Origin of the sequence: Proteus sp. fly-1013, assembly GCF_040140245.1 — a bacterium.
GTDB classification, from domain to species: domain Bacteria; phylum Pseudomonadota; class Gammaproteobacteria; order Enterobacterales; family Enterobacteriaceae; genus Proteus; species Proteus mirabilis_B.
Genome location: NZ_JBEEWD010000003.1, coordinates 369,730 through 390,238 on the forward strand (window position 1 = coordinate 369,730; position 20,509 = coordinate 390,238).

The 20,509-nt window shown below is 40.2% G+C and carries 17 protein-coding genes and 1 riboswitch; of the genes, 10 read left to right on the forward strand and 7 right to left on the reverse strand.

Translation table 11 applies throughout. From position 1 onward, the window contains the following. Positions 1-40: 40 nt before the first annotated feature. Complete coding sequence (gene lptD, locus ABN236_RS08305) at positions 41-2,416, reverse strand: LPS assembly protein LptD (RefSeq protein ID WP_349473763.1); 2,376 nt, start codon at positions 2,414-2,416, stop codon at positions 41-43. An 8-nt stretch (positions 2,417-2,424) separates the two neighbouring features. Here lptD and ABN236_RS08310 point away from each other — a divergent pair, with 8 nt between their 5' ends. Beyond that, positions 2,425-2,574, forward strand: a complete 150-nt coding sequence (locus tag ABN236_RS08310; protein ID WP_162556638.1) for a hypothetical protein — start codon at positions 2,425-2,427, stop codon at positions 2,572-2,574. Positions 2,575-2,846: 272 nt separating this feature from the next. Continuing rightward, positions 2,847-3,647, forward strand: coding sequence for a co-chaperone DjlA (djlA, locus tag ABN236_RS08315; protein WP_349473764.1), 801 nt, complete (start codon positions 2,847-2,849; stop codon positions 3,645-3,647). 243 nt (positions 3,648-3,890) lie between these two features. On the opposite strand, the gene rluA is transcribed toward djlA, so the two are convergent. From rluA to thiB, 6 genes are all read right to left on the reverse strand, one after another. Then, complete coding sequence (rluA, locus tag ABN236_RS08320; RefSeq protein ID WP_006535967.1) at positions 3,891-4,544, reverse strand: bifunctional tRNA pseudouridine(32) synthase/23S rRNA pseudouridine(746) synthase RluA; 654 nt, start codon at positions 4,542-4,544, stop codon at positions 3,891-3,893. 55 nt (positions 4,545-4,599) lie between these two features. Next, a complete protein-coding gene (rapA, locus tag ABN236_RS08325; protein WP_349473766.1) occupies positions 4,600-7,503 on the reverse strand; it encodes an RNA polymerase-associated protein RapA in 2,904 nt (967 codons plus the stop codon). A gap of 185 nt (positions 7,504-7,688) precedes the next feature. Continuing rightward, on the reverse strand, positions 7,689-10,043 hold the full coding sequence (locus ABN236_RS08330; RefSeq protein ID WP_349473767.1) for a DNA polymerase II: 2,355 nt from the start codon (positions 10,041-10,043) through the stop codon (positions 7,689-7,691). A gap of 88 nt (positions 10,044-10,131) precedes the next feature. Then, positions 10,132-10,833 carry a thiamine ABC transporter ATP-binding protein ThiQ gene (thiQ, locus tag ABN236_RS08335; RefSeq protein WP_088494668.1) on the reverse strand — a complete coding sequence of 234 codons (702 nt, stop codon included), beginning with the start codon at positions 10,831-10,833 and terminating at the stop codon, positions 10,132-10,134. After that, on the reverse strand, positions 10,826-12,406 hold the full coding sequence (thiP, locus tag ABN236_RS08340) for a thiamine/thiamine pyrophosphate ABC transporter permease ThiP (RefSeq protein WP_502929622.1): 1,581 nt from the start codon (positions 12,404-12,406) through the stop codon (positions 10,826-10,828). The genes thiQ and thiP overlap by 8 nt, the downstream gene beginning before the upstream one ends. Next, positions 12,406-13,368, reverse strand: a complete 963-nt coding sequence (gene thiB / locus ABN236_RS08345; RefSeq protein WP_201161583.1) for a thiamine ABC transporter substrate binding subunit — start codon at positions 13,366-13,368, stop codon at positions 12,406-12,408. The genes thiP and thiB overlap by 1 nt, the downstream gene beginning before the upstream one ends. A gap of 115 nt (positions 13,369-13,483) precedes the next feature. Beyond that, positions 13,484-13,575, reverse strand: a riboswitch (TPP riboswitch). A 112-nt stretch (positions 13,576-13,687) separates the two neighbouring features. Here thiB and rppH point away from each other — a divergent pair. From rppH to ABN236_RS08385, 8 genes are all read left to right on the forward strand, one after another. Then, on the forward strand, positions 13,688-14,218 hold the full coding sequence (rppH, locus tag ABN236_RS08350) for an RNA pyrophosphohydrolase (RefSeq protein ID WP_036934096.1): 531 nt from the start codon (positions 13,688-13,690) through the stop codon (positions 14,216-14,218). 8 nt (positions 14,219-14,226) lie between these two features. Beyond that, positions 14,227-16,473, forward strand: a complete 2,247-nt coding sequence (gene ptsP / locus ABN236_RS08355) for a phosphoenolpyruvate--protein phosphotransferase (RefSeq protein WP_088494671.1) — start codon at positions 14,227-14,229, stop codon at positions 16,471-16,473. Positions 16,474-16,552: 79 nt separating this feature from the next. Then, the gene (lgt, locus tag ABN236_RS08360) at positions 16,553-17,443 is read left to right on the forward strand and encodes a prolipoprotein diacylglyceryl transferase (RefSeq protein WP_349473769.1); all 891 of its coding nucleotides are present in this window, start codon (positions 16,553-16,555) and stop codon (positions 17,441-17,443) included. 45 nt (positions 17,444-17,488) lie between these two features. Next, positions 17,489-18,340, forward strand: a complete 852-nt coding sequence (locus ABN236_RS08365) for a thymidylate synthase (RefSeq protein ID WP_088494673.1) — start codon at positions 17,489-17,491, stop codon at positions 18,338-18,340. Positions 18,341-18,570: 230 nt separating this feature from the next. Next, positions 18,571-19,080: a potassium:proton antiporter gene (locus ABN236_RS08370; protein ID WP_349473770.1), complete on the forward strand. Its 510-nt coding sequence runs from the start codon at positions 18,571-18,573 to the stop codon at positions 19,078-19,080. Continuing rightward, positions 19,074-19,718: a prepilin peptidase-dependent protein gene (locus ABN236_RS08375; RefSeq protein WP_349473772.1), complete on the forward strand. Its 645-nt coding sequence runs from the start codon at positions 19,074-19,076 to the stop codon at positions 19,716-19,718. Before ABN236_RS08370 ends, ABN236_RS08375 begins: the two co-directional genes overlap by 7 nt. Beyond that, the gene (locus tag ABN236_RS08380) at positions 19,715-20,176 is read left to right on the forward strand and encodes a DUF2509 family protein (RefSeq protein ID WP_349473774.1); all 462 of its coding nucleotides are present in this window, start codon (positions 19,715-19,717) and stop codon (positions 20,174-20,176) included. The genes ABN236_RS08375 and ABN236_RS08380 overlap by 4 nt, the downstream gene beginning before the upstream one ends. Beyond that, complete coding sequence (locus ABN236_RS08385) at positions 20,164-20,505, forward strand: hypothetical protein (RefSeq protein WP_227718973.1); 342 nt, start codon at positions 20,164-20,166, stop codon at positions 20,503-20,505. The genes ABN236_RS08380 and ABN236_RS08385 overlap by 13 nt, the downstream gene beginning before the upstream one ends. Positions 20,506-20,509: the final 4 nt, after the last annotated feature.

A 20,509-nucleotide genomic window follows, 5' to 3' on the forward strand; every position in this document is an offset into this window, starting at 1 on the left:
GGTGACATATTCATTCAGCCAATTCCGTAGTCTGATTAAATCAGAATGCTCTTTGATAAGGTAAGATACCGCGTTCAAGCATTTTCTGGCTACCCAAACTATGATTGTTACTTAGGCCTCTGAGTTCCACATTGACAGACCATTTATTATCAATATCGCTGTGGTCAACTTTCCAGCCAACAATTTTTCGTTCATAACCCACATTCACAGCCCAGCAACAGGTATTGTATTGTAGACCAACCATTTGGCTAACAGGTTCTGATTCTTTGGTATCAAAGTAATAAGCACCGACAAGTCCCCAACGCTCTGCTAATGGCCAACTTCCTACGACACCGACTTGTGAAATGCCTTTTTGGTATTCAGGAAGTTTATTAATACCACCATCATAAGGGCGAACACGTGTTGCTTGGATATAGTCACGATCAACATAACGATAGCTTAACTGTAGAAGGTGATCGCTATCTGCGCGATATTCCATAACGGCATCGCCCATTGAGACGCTACCTAAGCGACGGTCATATTGTAAACCACCACGCATACCCACAGTATCCGTGATCCGCCAGTAGGCATCACCCGCCCATACCATTGAACCTGTTTCATCTGTGCTATTGATAATTTCGTTACCAATAGAAGATGGGCCTGTTCTTGGACGCTCAAAGAAGTAGATTTGACCTACAGAAACGTTAAAACGTTCAACTAATTCGCTATCATAAAAACGCGAAGTTACACCAGTGGTTAATTGGTTTGCAGAAGCAATGCGGTCTAAACCACCATACATTCTATCGCGGAAAAGTCCGCCATAGTTGGATTGTAATAATGCAGAGTCAAAGTTATTGATATTTGACTGATCTTTATAAGGAACATAAAGATACTGCACTCGCGGTTCAAGGGTTTGCGTAATATCGTTTGTTTGGTATTGACGCTCAAAAACCACTTTCATATCAGATTTAAACTGCGGCAGTACACGATTAACACTGTCATCTAATTTCTGGTTAGCGTACTTTTTCTTATAAGCGTCAGGAATATCTTGATCGTAATGAGTTGCCATTACCTTCAATTCATTATTAAAGCTTGCCCAACCCGTAGATGCAGGGAGTGAAATCGTTGGCTCAATATGGAAACGATTTGCTTCAGGCGTGTTATCTCCGACACTGGTAAAGCGAACAAATTGAGCGTAAGTACGGAAATCAAACGGCCCCATATCATTCTTGTAATAATTGAGATCAAGCTGTGGCTCTGCACGATAAGCTCTTGCATCTTTATTATCAGAGAAGACTTGGAACTGTTTAGTGGTTAATGTGGCATTCCAGTTCTGTTGTGCATAACCCGTACTAAATTTCTGAGTTGCATAACCATCTGTAGTGTTACCATATTGAGAGGTGAAATCAGTGAAGTATTTGTTATCACTGACTTTTGTGTAGTCGATATTAAATCGCCACACATTATTCATGACTCCACTGTGTCCCCAGTAGAATAACCAGCGATTTGCTGTATCACGAGGAAGATAGCCCGCTTTATTTTCGTCTTTATCTTTATTGTATTGGCTATCGTGATTAATCCAATCAACAGCAATGGTACCGCGTCCCGGAGTGGTTAAATAACGGAATTCGTTATCTAATTTTAAACCACGACGACTGATATAGTTGGTACTGATGGTCGCATCATAATTAGGGGCGATATTCCAGTAATAAGGCAGTAAGAAATCAAAGCCTGAACTACGGGAATAGCTTCCGTTAGGAATTAAGAAACCAGAACGGCGTTTATCACCAATCGGTAATTGAAGATAAGGGCTATAAAAGATAGGCACATTGGCTACACGAAAACGTGCATTCCAGATTTCAGCGACTTGTTCTTCACGGTCTAAAATAACCTCTGAGCCGACAACGCTCCAGCTACTATCTCCCGGTAAACAAGACGTGAACATGCCTTTGTCCATAATGGTATAGCGGTTTTCGCCACGCATTTGCATTTTATCAGCGTAACCACGGCCTTGACGGCCAACCATTTGGTAATCACCTTGTTCGATGTCCGTATCTTTATTATTAAGATTAGACCAAGCACGAGGGCCTTTTAAGATGATTTGAGGATCATCATAAGACACATTTCCCGTTGCTGTGACCATTCTTAATGGCGTTTCTCCTTCAGTTTGTGTCAGTTCAACACTGTCGGCACTTAAGGTTTGGTTTCCCTGTTTAATATCAACATTACCTTTATATTTGACCATGCGAGGATATTCACCTTGCATATCATTTGCGGTAATGGTGACAGGCAAGCTGTTAGGATCGCCTTGTACTAATGGTTTGTTATAAACAGGAACTCCCAGTAAACATTGGGAGGCAAGATCAGCATAAGCAGGCTGACCGTATATTGTGGCCCAAACTAGGGTGGCCAGCAGTGTGGGATAACTTTTTTTCATAAGTATTTATGTGCTTCCGTCATCAGTGGCTTCGTGCTGATAAACAGCTAGAAACTAACGCAGGGAGTTATGCGACACCAGCCCAACGTTCTGAACATTGTTCTAACGGTAACCGAAAAATAGGCGTAAGCCTCATTTTTTCGATGTTTCTGTGTTGAAATAGGGTTATAGCCTTATTAAAAACAAAAAAACACCGCGCTGATGCGGTATTTCGTGCTGTATAACAACGCTAAAGTTATTCGTTTGGTCACTCATTTTACTTTAACACAATTTAAACGAAAACAGCATTACCTCTGTCCAAAGAGAAACAGTAAATCGCTTCATTTTAAGAAAAAGTCTATTTAGAGGTTGCTTGGTGTTAGGTGTGCAAGCAAATGAATAGTATGATAATGCAAAATTGCTGTCAGAGCATTGAAGATTTGAGGAGTCTATGCGCTATTGGGGAAAATTATTAGGCCTTACCATTGGTAGTTTTGCAGGAATAGGCTTTTGGGGCATTGTTATTGGTGTTTTTCTTGGACACCTCTATGACATGCAACGAAGTAAATTAGGAAGTGGTAGGCGCTATACGCGTGATAGACAAGCTTTTTTCTTTGCTGCAACCTTTCAAGTTTTAGGACACCTGACTAAATCAAAAGGGCGAGTGACTCAAACTGATATTTCTCTTGCCAACGAATTAATGGATCGCATGAATTTGCATGGTGTGGGTCGCCAAGCTGCGCAACAAGCTTTTAGAGAAGGTAAATCACCTGATTTTCCATTAAGAGCCACATTGCAACGTGTTCGACAAATTTGTGTGGGACGTCGCGACTTACTTCAGATGTTTCTGGAAATCCAATTACAAGCTGCTTTTGCGGATGGTCAACTGCATCCAAATGAAAGGAAAATGCTGTTTATCATTATCGATGAGTTAGGTTTTTCGCGTGCACATTTTGAACATATATTAGCAATGATGCAGGCTGGTCAGAATTTCCATTATCAAAATGGACAGGGTTATCAGCCTCAACCTCAAGGCCCAACGCTCTCTGATGCGTGTAAGGTACTTGGTGTTGATGAGAATGATGATGTTAAAACCATAAAGAGAGCTTATCGAAAATTAATGGGTGAACATCATCCGGATAAACTTGTCGCGAAAGGTTTACCGCCAGAAATGATGGAAATTGCAAAACAAAAAGCACAGTCTATACAAGTTGCTTACGATTTGATTAAAAAAGAAAAAGGATTTCGTTAACATCTTGTAAAAGAAGATGAGAAAAGAGAGAATTATTCCGTGATAGAGATAACTTAGGTTGAGTTGAGTTTATTATTTATCACGGTAAAATATAAGTGAAATTTAATTATTTCATTCTCTCTTCTCTTAAAAAAGGAACTATATCCATGTCAAACGTCCGTGTTCTTGTTGGGGTTATGGGATTAGCGCTTTGCCTGCTCCTTGCTTCATTGAGTTCAGTGACTGTTTTAGTGTCATAAGACACTAAAAATCGGCAAGGCATTCAAAATGTATCGGGGATCGGAAAGCAGGATGCGTAATAAATAATTCCTGAGCATGTAACTGCAGGCGAGGTGCCATCGCTCTTGCCTGCGGGTGTGCATAAAAGCGATCCCCTAAAATAGGATGCCCCAACGCTAGCATATGTACCCGCAATTGATGTGAACGCCCAGTAATGGGTGAGAGTTTCACTCTTGTTGCATTCTCTTCATATTCCAACACTTCATAAAAAGTTTGCGCCGCTTTCCCTGTTTCATGACAGACTTTCTGTTTTGGTCGATTAGGCCAATCACAAATCAAAGGTAAATCAACTAATCCTTCTTCTTTTTCGACATGTCCCCAAACGCGAGCAATATAGGTTTTTTTCGGCTCACGTTCGCGAAACTGGCGCTTTAGTTCGCGCTCTGCTTCTTTATTGAGTGCAACAACGATAACGCCACTGGTTGCCATATCAAGGCGATGTACACACTCAGCATTAGGAAATTCTGCTTTAATACGCGACATAATACTGTCGTTATGCTCTGGCGCTTTGCCCGGTACTGACAATAATCCGCTGGGTTTATTGACGGCAATAATATGCTCATCTTGATATAAAACATGTAACCAAGGATCAGTCGGCGGGTTATACACTTCCATCATGGTGGATATCTCATCAAAACAACGGGGAGTAAAATACTCCCCGCTTTAACGGTAATTATTGGTGGGTAACGACAATTAAGCGAATTGAGTCTAAACGCCACGTTGCTTCATCTAAATGATTAAGAATATGAGCACGTTCATTTTCAATTGCTTCGACTTCATCATCACGAATATTTGGGTTTACGGCGCGTAAAGCTTCTAAGCGCGATAATTCATGAGTCAACACGCGATCTGCTTCTTCTTTCGCTTTTTGGATAAGTCCTTTCGCTTCGACTTCCATTAAAGGTTCAGAGGCTTTAAGTACATGGTGGACTTCACTTTGTACTGCATTGACCAATTTGCTCGAAGTATGACGATTAACGGCATTTAATTGGCGGTTAAAGCTTTCAAACTCAACTTGAGATGCAAGGTTATTACCTTTCAGATCAAGTAATAAGCGAACTGGTGTTGCAGGTAAGAAACGACTTAAATGAAGATGTTTAGGCGCTTGTGCTTCTACGACATAAATCAGTTCAACTAACAGCGTTCCCACAGGCAATGCTTTATTTTTTAATAAGGAAACGGCACAACTTCCTGTATCACCAGATAAAATTAAATCTAAGCCATTACGGATAATTGGGTGTTCCCAACTGATAAATTGGGTATCTTCACGAGATAGCGCTTGCTCTCTATCAAAGGTGATAGTGCAACCATCTTGCGGTAATCCAGGGAAATCGGGCACTAACATGTGATCAGATGGCGTTAAAATAATTAAGCTATCACTACGATCTTCTTGATTAATACCGACGATATCAAACAAATTCAGTGCAAAGTTCACTAATTCAGGATCGTTATCTTGTGCTGCAATTTCACCCGCTAACTCAACACCGACTTCACCACCGTTAGAGTGCATTTCTAATAGGCGGTCGCGGCCTTGCTCAAGTTTGAGCTTCATTTCATCATGCTGTTTACGACAAGCGACAATAAACTCATCAAAATCAGCTAACTCATTAGGCTGTGCAAGGTAATTAACGAGAGCATCATATTTGCTGTCATAAATAGTACGACCGGTTGGGCAAGTATGCTCAAAGGCATTTAAGCCTTCATGATACCAGCGTAATAATACGGATTGAGCAGTCCCTTCAAGATAAGGAATGCTAATATCAATGTCGCGATTTTGACCAATACGATCGAGACGACCAATACGTTGTTCGAGTAAATCAGGGTTAAATGGCAAATCAAACATAACCAGTTGATTAGCAAACTGGAAGTTACGTCCTTCAGAGCCTATTTCTGAACATAGTAGAACTTGTGCGCCTTCTTCCTCAGAAGCAAAATAAGCAGCAGCACGATCGCGTTCAAGTAATGACATACCTTCGTGGAAGACTGCCGCACGAATACCTTCACGCTCACGTAAAACTTGCTCTAATTGCAACGCGGTTGCTGCTTGAGCACAAATTACCAGTACTTTTTCATTGCGATTTGCAGTTAAGAAACCCAGTAGCCATTCAACACGAGGGTCGAAGTTCCACCACGTTGCGTTTTCACCTTCAAATTCTTGGTAAATACGTTCAGGATAAAGCATCTCTTTTGCGCGAACTTCAAGACTTTTTTTAGCTGCCATAATCTCAGCCACTTTAATCGCAGTTTGGTATTGCGTTGGTAGTGGCATTTTGATCGCATGAAGTAAGCGATTAGGGAAACCTTTAACACCAGAACGTGTGTTACGGAATAACAAACGACCCGTTCCATGTCTGTCCATTAACATATGGATGAGTTCTTGGCGAGATTTAGTACGTTCTTCACCTTGTGTATTTGCCGCTTTCAGTAATGGCTCAACATCTTGCTCGCTGATCATTTCACTGATGATATTTTGTTGTTCGGTATTTAAATCATCTTCTGATAGCAAAATAGTGACAGCATCGGCAACAGGGCGATATTTTTGTTGCTCATTAATAAATTCGTTGTAGTCATGGAAACGACTTGGATCAAGGAGACGTAAACGTGCAAAGTGGCTTTCTTGACCTAACTGCTCTGGGGTTGCAGTTAATAGCAATACAGAAGGAATAGATTCAGCTAACTCTTCAATTACTTGATATTCACGGCTTGGCGCATCTTCGCTCCAAACAAGGTGATGAGCTTCATCGACAACTAACATATCCCATGTTGCTTCGACTAAGTGTTCAAAACGTTGCTTGTTTTTACGTACAAAATCTAAAGAACAAATGATCATCTGTTCTGTTTCAAATGGATTATCGCTATCTAATAAAGATTCGCTATAACGGCTATCATCAAACAGAGAGAAACGTAGATTGAAACGGCGTAACATTTCAACTAACCACTGATGTTGTAAGCTTTCAGGTACAATAATCAACACTCGCTCAGCACGACCATCCATTAATTGCTGGTGGATGATCATACCTGCTTCAATTGTTTTACCTAAACCAACTTCATCAGCTAATAATACGCGGGGGTTATGACGTTTACCCACTTCATTGGCGATATAAAGCTGATGAGGGATAAGACTTGCACGAATACCACGTAAACCACTTTGTGCTTGCTTAAACTGCTCGCTCATAAACTTACGTGCGCGGTAGCGTAATGCAAAGCGATCCATGCGGTCGATTTGACCTGCAAAGAGGCGGTCTTGCGGCTTATTAAAAGTGAGTTTGTTATCTAAGAACACTTCACGTAATTGTGCAGGCTCTTCAGTGTCTAAACGTACACCATGGTAGATAAGTAGGCCGTTATCTTCTACAACGTTATCGATGGCGAGCTTCCAGCCTTCGTGACTGGTGACGGTATCTCCTGCATTGAACATCACCCGCGTTATTGGTGCATCATGACGGGAGTAAAGGCGGTTTTCGCCACAGGCAGGAAAAAGTAAGGTGACCATACGGGCATCAACTGCCACAACAGTACCCAGTCCAAGCTCGCTTTCAGTATCGCTAATCCAACGTTGACCAAGAGTAAAAGGCATATATATAAACTCAGCTCTCAAATATATAATTTAGGAATTATTAATGAATGCAGTATTGCGGTGTTGTCATTAAAATCTGCGGGATAAAAAGGGCTTACTCTTTGAACAAAGAAAAGCTAATTATCACCAAAGGGGCGTTATGTTAATAGATGCAAAGCAAACCGTCACCTGCAAAATGACACAACTTAAAATGAGAGTGTCATTTGCCCATTTAACAAGGTTGAAAAATCATCTTGTATAAAAGGTAGGATGGCATCTGCAATAGGCATTAACTGCTTGTTGATATAGTGCTCGTAATCAGGTGCAGCGGTAATGTGCTCTAATGGTTCAGGCCCCAAGAGGGTAATTATATAACTAATCCAACCGCCTTGCTGATATTGTTGAGGTCTATTTTTGGATAAATTATATTCGTCAGCTTTACGTGCTGCTTTGACATGAGGGGGGACGTGGTGCTGATATTCTGATAATTTTCGACGTAACCGTTTACGATACACTAATCTCTCATCATATTTTCCCGCAAGCGTATCTGCGACATAATCACGAATAAACTGCTGATAAGGTTGCTGATGAAAAATGCGCGTATAAAGCTCTTGTTGAAATTTTTGAGCGAGGGGCGTCCAATCTGTTCTGACGGTTTCTAATCCTTTAAACACCATCTTATCATTGCTGAGTCCGGCGTAGCGTTTCTTGCTACCTGTTTCCATACCTCGAATAGTGGGCATTAAAAAGCGACGATAATGGGTTTCGTATTCTAGTTCTAATTTGCAATCTAGTTGGTAGTTTTCAAAAAGATGTGTTTTCCACCACTGGTTAACATCTTGTACTAATTGAGACCCAATCTGTTGTGCTTGTTGTTCTGTGTGAGGTGATTTCAGCCAAACAAAGGTTGAATCCGTATCGCCATAAATAACTTGATAACCTTTGACTTCAATTAATTCTCGTGTTTTTTTCATAATTTCATGACCTCGTAGCGTAATAGAAGACGCTAAACGAGGATCAAAAAAGCGACAACCCACAGAGCCTAAAACACCATAAAAAGCGTTCATAATAATTTTGAGAGCTTGAGAGAGTGGGGCATTTTTATGTAATTTCGCGTTATCTCTTTCATGCCAAATTTGCGACACAATAGCGGGTAAACAGTGTAACTCTCGCGAAAATCGTGCCTGACGAAATCCAGAAATAGAAAATTTTTCATCAGGTTGGTGCATTCCTTCAATCATGCCTACGGGATCGATTAAAAAAGTACGAATAATAGAGGGATAAAGGCTTTTGTAATCAAGCACAACAACAGAATCATACAATCCGGGAGCCGAATCCATAACAAAACCACCGGGGCTATGCTCTTCTGGTTTTTCACCTTGATTAGGCGCAACATACCCAATGCGATGCATTGAGGGGAGATAGAGATGGGTAAACGCAGCCACAGAGCCGCCACTTCTATCAACGGAAAGCCCCGTAACACAAGCTCTCTCCAATAAGAATGCCATAAGAGATGTCGCATCAAAGATACGGTTCACTAAGACACAGTCTTGCCAATTATAATAAGCCAGTGCGGGCTTATCTTCTTTAAAGCGTCGATTAATTTCGTCCATTCTGGCATAAGGTGTATCGATGGCTTTGCCTTCACCTAATAGTGTTTGAGCAACAGATTCGAGGCTAAAAGAGGGGAAATTCCATGTCGCCATTTTCAAAGCATCGATACCATCGATAATTAAACGACCTTGAGCAGAAGCAAAAAAATGGCCTTTTTTAAATCCATGCTCTCGCCATTCTAACGGACTGTTTTGGCGACCTAATAATAAACTGACGCCATAACGTTGGGCATGTGTGTACAAAATACGCAGATCAAACTGAATTAAATTCCAACCGATAATCGCATCAGGATCGTAATGTTGCATCCACTCATTTAACTTTTCAATTAAACGCAATCGGCTACTGACATAACATAAGCGATAGCCTTCCGGTTGCTGACTTTCACTCTCTATGGGCAACTCATCAGTAAGCATAAACACTACATCATCACCACAACCGGCAAGCCCAATAGAGTAAAGCTCACCAAACTCACTGGTTTCGATATCTAAAGAGACCGTTCGAAGCGCAGGTCGATAATCGGGGGCTGGTTTTAATGTAGTAATATTATTTTGCTGATAACGAAACCAAACTGGTGCGGTGATAAAGCGCTCCATCATATAACGTTCATGAGGGCGGATATCCGCTTCATAAAGGCGAATATGGTGCTCTTTAAGTTGTTGCTCAAGTTGGACAAGTTGGCGATATTGTTTGCAATAAACACCAAAAACGGGCTGTCTTTCGAAATCTTTTAAATCGAGAGGGCGAATTTCAATATCAGGATTTTTATTAACGAGAGAACGCAAAACAGTTTCATGTTGGCGGGCAACAAAGCCAATTGCGCGTTGCATAGGAACAGTAATTTTACGCGGGCCATTATCCGTAGCCAGCCAATAAGAGACGACAATACCTTTCGGTGTGTCGCTCCAGTGGCGAGTAAGAATAAAGCCTTGTTCCGTATGACCAATCATGAGCACCTAATAAATACCAATAATTCACTAAAGATGTGTTTATTATAGTCAATATAGTGGTTATTTATACAGTTAATTTTGGCTGGGATTAATTAAACGGAATACCTAAAATAAGTGATTGATCCACTTCACCATTTATTAGTGATTGTGTATTTCCATCATACACAATCATACCATTATCTATCACAATCGCTCTTGAGGCGATTTTCGCTGCATCTTCTAAGCTATGAGAAACCATCAATAAGGTTAACGCTTTTTCACGGCAAAGTTGCTCGAGTAGTGCCAACATCTCAATGCGTAAAGCGGGATCGAGTGCAGAAAAAGGCTCATCAAGTAACAAAATAGGTTGTTCACGAACAAGGCAACGAGCAATGGCAACACGTTGACGTTGACCACCTGATAATTGAGAAGGTAAACGTTCAAGATATTCACTAAGAGCCACTTGCTCAGCTCGACTCTCTAATAGGGCTTTTTGATCTTCAGATAGCTTTAATCCTGGATTTAATCCTAAGCCAATATTTTGCCTTACGGTCAAATGAGGGAATAAATTATTATCTTGAAATAACATAGAAATAGGGCGTTTTGCCGGTACTGTTTTTGTATGATCTTGCCCGTTAAGAAACAGGCTTCCCTTTTCTGATGGCAAAAAACCAGCAATTAAACTGAGTAATGTACTTTTACCTGCACCACTTGGACCTAATACAGCAATGCGTTCTCCTGCATTAACCGTTAGATTAAATAAGAGATGTTGGTGTTCATAGGTGTAAGCAAGGTGCTCTAATTTAATCATGAGATTTTCCAGCTAATCGTTCTATTAGGCTAAAAAGAGAGAAGCAAAGTAGCAATAAGATCATGGCCGTTACTGCACCATCTTGTGTGTGGTAAGCGCCAATTTGCTGATAAAGATAGAAAGGCAATGTTCTAAATGTTTCATTACCAAATAGGGCAACAATACCAAAATCACCAATAGAAATAACACAAGCAAAGGCAAGCGCTTGTGAGATTGGTTTTTTTAATGCACGTAGTTCTATCCAACGAAGCCGGTTTATTCCTTGCAAATTCAGTGACTGACATAAAAGACCATAACGCGAAGCGATATCATTCATCGGATTTTCCAGCACTTTTAAAGCATAAGGTATGGCAATTAATGCATTGGTTAAAATCACTAAAATATAAGGTGATTCAGGTAATCCAATTGTATTGTTTAATAACAGAAAAAATCCTGTTGCCAACACAATGCCCGGCATCGCCAGAATAATCAAACCACTCATTTCCATGGTTTGTCCGGCTTTTTTAAAATGGCGTAAGCGAAGCTCTCGGCTACTCCATAGCAACATCATTGTTAATACAACGCAGACAATACCCGCACCAACGGCAATAATCAGTGAAGTTGTAAAAGCTTGCCAAAGTATAGGTTGTTGTATAACACGTAGAAATTGGCTATTAAGACCATCAGTGATCACGGCCAAAATGGGTGGCACTAAAAAGAGGATCGCAAGGATGATAATCAAACCATCGGTTATTTTGCTAAATATTGGATCATAGGGATCACGCCAATGCAGTTTTTGACTGCTTCCCACAAAAAGAGTGCCTTTTAGCTTTTGGCTGATAAGCACTAACCCTAAGCAACAAAAAAGCTGGATCAGGGCTAAAAGCGCAGCACGATGTAAATCGTAGTCATAACTTAATGCTTGATAAATAGCGAGTTCAACCGTTGTGGCTGCGGGGCCTCCGCCTAAAGCCAACACCGTAGCGAAGCTTGCAAAGCAGAGCATAAAAATTAGTGACGCTGTGGGGAGCATTTGTCGCCATAAATAAGGAAATTCCAGAAAGCGAAAACGTTGCCAGCCATTCATGCCTAATTGTGAGGCTAATTGGCGTTGCTCTGATGAGATGCTTTCAAGTGCTTGCAATAGCATTCTGGTTGCTAATGGCATATTAAAAAAGATGTGAGCTAATAAAATGCCTTGCAAACCATAAGGCGTAAATTGGTAGTCGATCCCTAGCCATTCACAAATTTGAGCAATCCATCCTACTCTGCCATAAACCGTTAAAATGCCAAAAAGGGCGACTAAAACAGGTAACACAAGGCTCATTGCACATAGGCGTAAAAAGAGTGTTCGCCCTTTAAATTGGCGTCGATAGAGTGCTTTGGCGAGCCAAATAGCAGGTAATATTGAAAATAGTGCAGATAAAAAGGCTTGCCAGAAAGTAAAGCGAACGACATGCCATAAGTATTCATCAGCAAAAATAGAGGACAGTTCACCACTTGGTGCATTAAACCACAATGCGCCAAATGACAATAACGCCACAATAAGCAGTAAACCCGAGGCACATAGCCCCGGGATAAGCCATCTTCCCATTAGCGACTGACCGCAGATTGCCAATTACGAGTCCATGTCTGGCGCTCTTTTGCGACAATTTCAGCATCAAATTGCAATGATTTTTCAGGTTTAGGCATCAAAGAATAGACTTCAGGTAATGGCATATCTATAACAGGATACATCCAATTGGTAGTAGGTATCGTTTCTTGGAATGCAGGGGTTAACATGAACTGCATAAATTGCTGTGCTAATTCAGGTTGTTTGCTCGATTTGAGTTTCGCGGCAACTTCGACTTGTAAGTAGTGTCCTTCATCAAAAATCGCTGCGGCATAGTTATCTTTTTTATCCGCTAGAATGTGATAACCCGGGGATGATGTGTAACTAAGCACAAAATCACCTTCACCTTTTAAGAATAAGCCATAAGACTCACTCCAACCCTTAGTGACTGTCAGTGTTTTCTCTGACAATTTTTTCCATTCAGTAGCGGTGTTTTCAGGATAAAGCGACTGCATCCATAGCATTAAACCTAAACCTGGAGTACTGGTACGAGGATCTTGATAGAGGATCTTCCATTGTTCTTTGCTGTTTAGCAGTTCAGCCATGCTTTTTGGCGGATTTTGGACACGGTTTTTATCATAAATAAAAGCAAAGTAGCCGTAGTCATAAGGCACAAAAGTATCGTCAGTCCATTTTTCAGGTAAAGTCAGTTTGGATGTATCGATATTACTTGGTGCAAAAAGTCCGGTTTCTTTTGCTGCGTGGATCAAATTGTTATCTAATCCTAAAATAATATCCGCCTTACTTTTATCACCTTCCATACGTAAGCGATTAAGTAGAGATACGCCATCAGACAGAGCAACCAGTTTTAATTCACAATCACATTGCTGTTCAAACGCTTTTTTTATTGCAGGTCCCGGACCCCAATCTGCGGTAAATGAATCATAGGTGTAAACCGTGAGTGTGGGTTTTTGTGCTAAGGCTTGAGTCGAAAAAGTGCTCATAATGCCCAGTGCGCCGAGCAGGAAAGTAAAGCGAAGCGATTTAGTTAACACGTTTAGTTCCTCAGTAAAAGTCAGGTAGGATCTGAGGAGTGAGGATGGCAAACCATTGAATATTGCAACATCCTGACTCAAATCCCTACGCCAGTATTAGCTGGATCAGGTTCCACGAGTTTTTCTCAGCCTAGAAAGGCACCCCGTTGAGACTTTCCCATTGTAGATAAATACGCGCGTCATGCAAAGTCTGTTGATAGAGGTTTACCGTCTGTGAGTAGTATGAAACAATGAGTTATCTTTCAAATTTGGTTATTGAGGTAGTCTAGTGATCGATGATGATGGCTACCGCCCGAATGTAGGGATTGTAATTTGTAATCGGCAAGGGCAAGTGCTTTGGGCTCGTCGCTATGGGCAACATTCATGGCAGTTTCCTCAAGGAGGAATTAACCCTGGAGAATCGCCAGAGCAGGCAATGTACCGAGAGTTGTTCGAAGAAGTTGGGTTAAGTCGCAAGGATGTCAAAATTCTTGCCTCCACACGTAACTGGTTACGTTACAAGTTACCTAAGCGTTTGGTGCGTTGGGACACAAAACCTGTTTGTATTGGACAAAAACAGCGTTGGTTCCTTTTGCAGTTAACAAGTAATGATAAAGACATCAATGTTCAACAAAGCAAAACGCCAGAATTTGATGGCTGGCGTTGGGTGAGTTATTGGTATCCAGTTCGACAAGTCGTCTCTTTTAAACGCGATGTTTATCGACGTGTAATGAAAGAGTTCGCACCAGTAGTCATGCCATTGCAAGAACAAGTGTCTTTACCACGTCCATCGTATGGATATCGGCGTAAAAGGTATTAGATAACACTATGCTGACACGTTTGCGAGAAATTGTAGAAAAAGTGGCTATGGCAGCAGGGCTTCCAGAAGCGCTTGAACTCTTAGTCAAGGAAACGTGTCAGGCAATGCACACGGATGTGTGTTCTATTTATCTTGCCGATAAACAACGTAGTTGTTTTTATCTTATGGCGACCAAAGGGTTAAAAAAACCTAGAGGGCGAGCCGTTAGCCTTTCATTTGATGAAGGCGTTGTTGGTGAAGTGGGCCGTCTTTCAGAACTTATCAACCTCGCTGATGTTCGTGAACATCCTAGTTTTAAATACCTTCCTCAAGTTAAAGAAGACGATCTCCGCGCTTTCCTTGGCGTTCCTATCGTTTATCGTCGCCAACTCCTTGGTGTATTAGTCGTTCAGCAAAAAGAGCGTCGCTTATTTAATGAGAGCGAAGAATCTTTTATGGTGACGCTGGCGACCCAGCTTGGTGCCACATTATCGCAAGTACAAACTAAAGGACTTTTTGGGCAATATCGTCAAAGTCGTATTAAAGCACTTTCAGTTTCTACTGGCGTGGTTATGGCTTATGGCTGGCAAGAAGTTTCTCAACCTATTCTTGAAAATGTTTTTAAAGCCAGTGCCCTTGATATAAAAGCAGAATTAAATCGACTTACGGTGGCTTTAGAAGATGCGACCGCAGAATGTCGCCGTTTTAGTAAGCGCTTTATGGCGAATGCACAAAAAGAGAGCGCTGCTATTTTTGATCTCTACTCGCATTTACTTAACGATCCTCAGCTCAAACATAAAATGACTGCAATCATTACACAAGGATATGTTGCGGAATGGGCTGTCAAAGTAGTGGTTGAGAAAGTCGCCGCTCAATTTTCTAGCCTGAAAGATGGTTATATGCGAGAGCGAGCTTCTGATCTTAAAGCATTAGGGCGTCGGTTATTATTCCATTTAGATGATGATCTAAGCTCAACCAATATTTGGCCAGAACGTTTTATTTTGGTGGCTGATGAGTTAAGTGCAAGTTTATTGGCAGAACTACCAGAACAGCAACTTGCTGGTGTAATTGTTCGAGATGGTGCAACTCATTCGCATTCTGCCATTCTTGTTAGAGCAATGGGCATACCCGCAATTATGGGGGCGGATATCCAGCCTGAGCTTTTACATAATCGAATGCTTATTCTTGATGGTTATCGTGGTGAGATTTTTATCGAGCCCGAGCCTTTTATTACTCAAGAATATAAACAAATTATTGATGAAGAGAGCGTATTAAGCCAAATTGCAGAAGAGCAGCTTGAACAGCAAGCGGTTTTAAAAAATGGTGAGGCAGTTAGCGTTCAACTGAATGCGGGATTAAATATAAAATATGAACAACGCATTAGTGTTGGAATCGATGGCGTTGGTTTATATCGAACAGAAATCCCTTTTATGCTACAAAGTGGTTTTCCTTCAGAAGATGAACAGAAAAATCGCTACCGTGAGATCCTCTCTTTTTTCCCTGATAAACCCGTTGTATTACGTGCTCTAGATATTGGTGCTGATAAGCAACTTCCTTATATGCCAATTAATGAGGAAAACCCCTGCTTAGGTTGGAGAGGAATAAGAATATTGCTCGATCAACCAGAAATCTTCCTTATTCAGCTACGCGCAATGCTAAAAGCAAACCTCGAATTTAAAAATTTGAAAATATTGTTGCCGATGGTGACAAGTATTGATGAAATTGACGAAGCTAGAACATTACTGCTACGAGCATGTGATGAAGTGAGTCGAGAGCTAAAATGTGAATGTGCTCCACCTCCGTTGGGTATTATGCTTGAAGTGCCTTCATTGGTATTTATGCTGTCACAACTAGCCAATCGGGTTGATTTTATCTCTGTTGGAACAAATGATTTGACTCAATACTTACTTGCAGTCGATCGTAATAATACCCATGTAGCATTACTCTATGATAATTTGCATCCTGCGTTATTGCGTTCACTGAATTTGATTGCAACACAATGCCAATATTATCAGTTGCCAGTGAGTGTTTGTGGTGAAATGGCGGGTACGCCAATAGGGGCATTGCTGTTAATAGGGCTCGGTTTTAGGCAGTTAAGCATGAGTGGTCGTAGTTTACCTAGGGTAAAATACTTATTGCGCCATCTTGATCCTGTGATGTTACAGCCTTTTATGCAACAGGTGTTGCAAGCTGAAACAGCAACAGAAATTAAAAAATTGTCTTCTGAATTTATGGAACGGCAAGGATTAGGTGGATTAATTCGCGGAGGTATCTAGTAAGCCTTCGTATAAGCCTTTTCTATGTTGGTAATAAATGACCAGCACAGAAATTATTGATTAAGTGAAGTAGGGAATAATGAGTATAAGCTACCTTAAATTTCCAGAGATCGATCCTGTTATGTTTTCTATCGGGCCTGTGTCATTACACTGGTACGGTATGATGTATTTGGTTGGGTTTGTCTTTGCCTTATGGCTTGCAAACCGTCGAGCTGCAAAACCGAATAGTGGTTGGACTAAAAATGAAGTTGAAACATTACTTTATGTTGGTTTTGTGGGTGTGTTTATCGGTGGTCGTTTAGGTTATGTTTTATTCTATAACCTACCTGTCTTTTTAAATGATCCTCTTTACCTCTTTAAAGTGTGGGATGGCGGTATGTCATTCCATGGCGGCTTAATTGGGGTAATTTGTGCCATGATTTGGTTTGCTAAACGTACTAAACGTAAATTCTTCCAAGTAGCAGACTTTGTTGCACCATTAATTCCATTTGGCTTAGGGTTAGGTCGTGTTGGTAACTTTATTAACGGTGAATTATGGGGACGCGTCACATTCGATACACCTTGGGCTTTCTTATTCCCAACCTCGCGTTCTGCAGATCTCCAGCTTGTTGCCCAAGATCCAGCAACACTACTGCCAATCATTCAAGAATATGGGGTTTTACCTCGTCACCCCTCACAGCTCTATGAAATGCTGTTAGAAGGTGTGGTGTTATTTATTATTTTGAATATCTTTGTACGCAAAAACCGCCCAGTAGGCAGTGTGTCAGGTTTATTCCTTATTGGTTATGGCGCATTCCGTATTATTGTTGAATTCTTCCGTCAACCAGACGCACAACTAGGATTATTTGGTGGTGTGAGTATGGGACAAATTCTTTCAATTCCAATGATTTTGTTGGGTATTATTTTTATGGTATGGGCTTATCGTCAAGATAAAAAAACACCACAAAATCCAACACCTGCTCACAAATAGTGTGAGATAAATTTTTTATTATTAGCTAATTACAAGAGAGACAACATGAAGCAGTATCTGGCATTGTGTCAACGCATTATCGATGAAGGGCAATGGATTGATAATAAACGGACAGGAACCCGTTGTTTAACGGTGATTAATGCTGATCTGGAATATGATGTTGCAAATAACCAATTTCCGTTGATAACGACACGTAAAAGCTTCTATAAAGCTGCAATTGCAGAGTTGTTAGGGTATTTACGCGGTTACGACAACGCAGCGCAATTTCGTGAAATTGGTTGTAATACATGGAATGCAAACGCTAATGAAAATGGGGCATGGTTAAATAACCCTCATCGTAAAGGTGAAGACGATATGGGGCGTGTTTATGGCGTTCAAGGACGTCAGTGGCAACGCCCAGATGGTTCCCATTTTGATCAACTACGTAAAGTGATAGATAACTTGACTAAGGGTATAGATGATCGTGGCGAAATCGTAACGTTCTATAACCCGGGTGAAACTGAGCTAGGTTGTTTGCGTCCTTGTATGCATACACACACATTTTCATTAGTGGGTGATACGCTTTATTTAACCTCTTATCAACGTAGCTGCGATGTGCCATTAGGTTTGAATTTCAACCAAATACAGTGCTTTGTGTTATTAGCGCTGGTGGCTCAAATTACAGGGCATAAGCCAGGTAAAGCATTTCATAAGATAATCAATGCACATATCTATGAAAATCAATTACCACTGATGCGAGATGTACAACTAAAAAGAGAGCCATTGCCGCTACCAACATTACATATCAATCCAAAAATTAAAACGTTGGAAGATATTGAAACGTGGGTAACAACAGATGATTTTACCGTTGAAGGTTATCAATGCCATGAAGCGATAAAATATCCATTTACGGTTTAATTTTTCCTTTACATTTAAAGCCTCTGTTCAGTGATAAACAGGGGCTTTTTTATTTCTATCATTAACTTTAAATACAATAAACGAAAGTTAGCTCAATCTAACTGAAAATCATTTTTTGTATTTGTTCTGAAAATATTGTTACTGCGTCATTGTTCGAAAAAAACACTCTCTTTTATTTACCTTACAAAGGTTTAGCTGCATTCTCAATTGCAGGATCTAAAGGAGAAAAAATGAACAGTAACATGGAAATAAACCTAAATAGAAAACTTGAACAAGAGAGTGAATTTGGGATAAGCCTGTTTGAAATGCTTATTGTCATGATGATCACTTCTATTCTAAGTTACTTATCAATCACGACTTATCAGCAATTTACTCATCAACGTCAATTGATACATAGTGTGCGAGAAACCATCGCCTTTCTTTCTTATCAGCGACAACAAGCGCTACTGTTTAATATAAAAATTAGAATATCACTTCATTTATCACCCAGTAATAAAGTCGTCGCTATTCCTTTTCCTCTTCGACATTCACCTGAAAAACAAATAATTTTTCAATTAGCGTCTGGTATTCAACTTAAACAATCCACAGTTTCAAATTTTACGTTTGGGGGGCTCCGTCAAACCTTAAGACCAATGAGTTTTGTGCTTCAAAGTTCAGAAGGTGAAGTGAGCATTGTTATTTCATCTTTAGGCAGAATAAGAGCATGTAGCCAGAAAATTAAGGTATTTTCGCCATGTTAAAGCGATCAATATTTTCATTTTCATCTGGCATGATGCTGATGGAGTGTCTTTTTGCCATGGCAATTAGTGGTGTTCTATTTCTTTGTATTAGCCGAGCTTATCCTCAAATAATGAACACACTGATCTATTGTTACCAACAATACCAGTTAGATATTTTTTTAAGAGAACGGTTATTGGTACTAGAAACACAACTAAGGCGCACTGGGTATTGCAACGGTGATTGTACCCATGCATTGAAGTCAAAGAAGTTTCACACTTCACCCTTAAAAATAGGGCAGTATTCTTATCAAGCAAAAAACTCCTGCGTTATTTTCGCTTATGACGTAAACGGTAATGGTCGATGGGATGCGCCTTCTTCAAAAGAGAGTGATTATTTTGGTTATCGGCTTAAAAACGGGCAATTGGAGCAATTAAGAGGAGTACAAGATTGTACTTCTTCAGGATGGCAACGATTTTTTGAAAGTCATGAGATTGAAGTGACAGAGTTTATTTTACGCCCTTATTCAAGGCAACATCTTATTAAAGAGAAACGACTTTTTTATCTTTCAGTTTCTTTGAAATTTCATTTAAAACAATCACCTGCGGTGAAGTTACATTATCAGAATGACATTCGGTTAAGGAATATAGCCACGTTATGAGTATTGATTCAATTCACAATAAAAGTGAACAAGGATTTGCAAGTTTACTCGTGGTAATGGGGTTTATTGTTATGAGCTTATCGGCACTTGGAAGTTTTGCTTATTATTACAGACAGTCTCAACAAATAGTGATGCAAGAGCTACAAGCACGACAAGCTTTTTTATTTGCTGAATCCGCATTAGTGTGGGGAATAAAGCTGAATTGGGAAATTTCGTCGTTACAGTTAAATAAATGGCAATGCCGTCATTTTCATGCAGACCCTAAAATAAAAAGCTGTTTATTTTTGCTCTCTTTGGAAAAGGGCTTATTACAAGGGCAATCAGAAAGCTTAAAGAGTTATAAAATATATCATTATCAATGGATTGGTTTTTTGAAGGACAAAAATAAATCTATTGTTGCACATCCAAATGGATGGCTAGATTATTGCCCATTAGTGCATAAGGAGTGTGCGTTATAGATAACAGTCAAAATAAATCAGAAAATGGCTCTATTTTACTTAATACAATGTTTATATTACTGTTTTTTAATATTAGTTTTGTCGCTATTATAGGGTATAGTCAATCATTAAAAGCTGATTTTCAGCAGTTAATTCAAATTCAGCAGGTAGGGCAGGAACTTTTTGTTTTATTTGAACAAATGTCTGATAAATCACCTGACTATTTCGCATCTAACCGAAAAATAATGACACGCTCACTTTTACACTCTGAAGGTTGTCAGCAGATAGAAGGTTATGTTGCCAATCATGTATTACCTGCAATAAGGCTGTATTACTGGTCATGCTATTAATAAG

What these genes read in the sequence shown, in the direction of transcription:
- lptD (WP_349473763.1), bottom strand. Translation starts at nt 2,416, where the DNA reads ATGAAAAAAAGTTATCCCACACTGCTGGCCACCCTAGTTTGGGCCACA.
- ABN236_RS08310 (WP_162556638.1), top strand. Translation starts at nt 2,425, where the DNA reads ATGTGCTTCCGTCATCAGTGGCTTCGTGCTGATAAACAGCTAGAAACT.
- djlA (WP_349473764.1), top strand. Translation starts at nt 2,847, where the DNA reads ATGCGCTATTGGGGAAAATTATTAGGCCTTACCATTGGTAGTTTTGCA.
- rluA (WP_006535967.1), bottom strand. Translation starts at nt 4,544, where the DNA reads ATGATGGAAGTGTATAACCCGCCGACTGATCCTTGGTTACATGTTTTA.
- rapA (WP_349473766.1), bottom strand. Translation starts at nt 7,503, where the DNA reads ATGCCTTTTACTCTTGGTCAACGTTGGATTAGCGATACTGAAAGCGAG.
- ABN236_RS08330 (WP_349473767.1), bottom strand. Translation starts at nt 10,043, where the DNA reads ATGATTGGTCATACGGAACAAGGCTTTATTCTTACTCGCCACTGGAGC.
- thiQ (WP_088494668.1), bottom strand. Translation starts at nt 10,833, where the DNA reads ATGATTAAATTAGAGCACCTTGCTTACACCTATGAACACCAACATCTC.
- thiP (WP_502929622.1), bottom strand. Translation starts at nt 12,406, where the DNA reads ATGGGAAGATGGCTTATCCCGGGGCTATGTGCCTCGGGTTTACTGCTT.
- thiB (WP_201161583.1), bottom strand. Translation starts at nt 13,368, where the DNA reads ATGAGCACTTTTTCGACTCAAGCCTTAGCACAAAAACCCACACTCACG.
- ptsP (WP_088494671.1), top strand. Translation starts at nt 14,227, where the DNA reads ATGCTGACACGTTTGCGAGAAATTGTAGAAAAAGTGGCTATGGCAGCA.
- lgt (WP_349473769.1), top strand. Translation starts at nt 16,553, where the DNA reads ATGAGTATAAGCTACCTTAAATTTCCAGAGATCGATCCTGTTATGTTT.
- ABN236_RS08365 (WP_088494673.1), top strand. Translation starts at nt 17,489, where the DNA reads ATGAAGCAGTATCTGGCATTGTGTCAACGCATTATCGATGAAGGGCAA.
- ABN236_RS08370 (WP_349473770.1), top strand. Translation starts at nt 18,571, where the DNA reads ATGAACAGTAACATGGAAATAAACCTAAATAGAAAACTTGAACAAGAG.
- ABN236_RS08375 (WP_349473772.1), top strand. Translation starts at nt 19,074, where the DNA reads ATGTTAAAGCGATCAATATTTTCATTTTCATCTGGCATGATGCTGATG.
- ABN236_RS08380 (WP_349473774.1), top strand. Translation starts at nt 19,715, where the DNA reads ATGAGTATTGATTCAATTCACAATAAAAGTGAACAAGGATTTGCAAGT.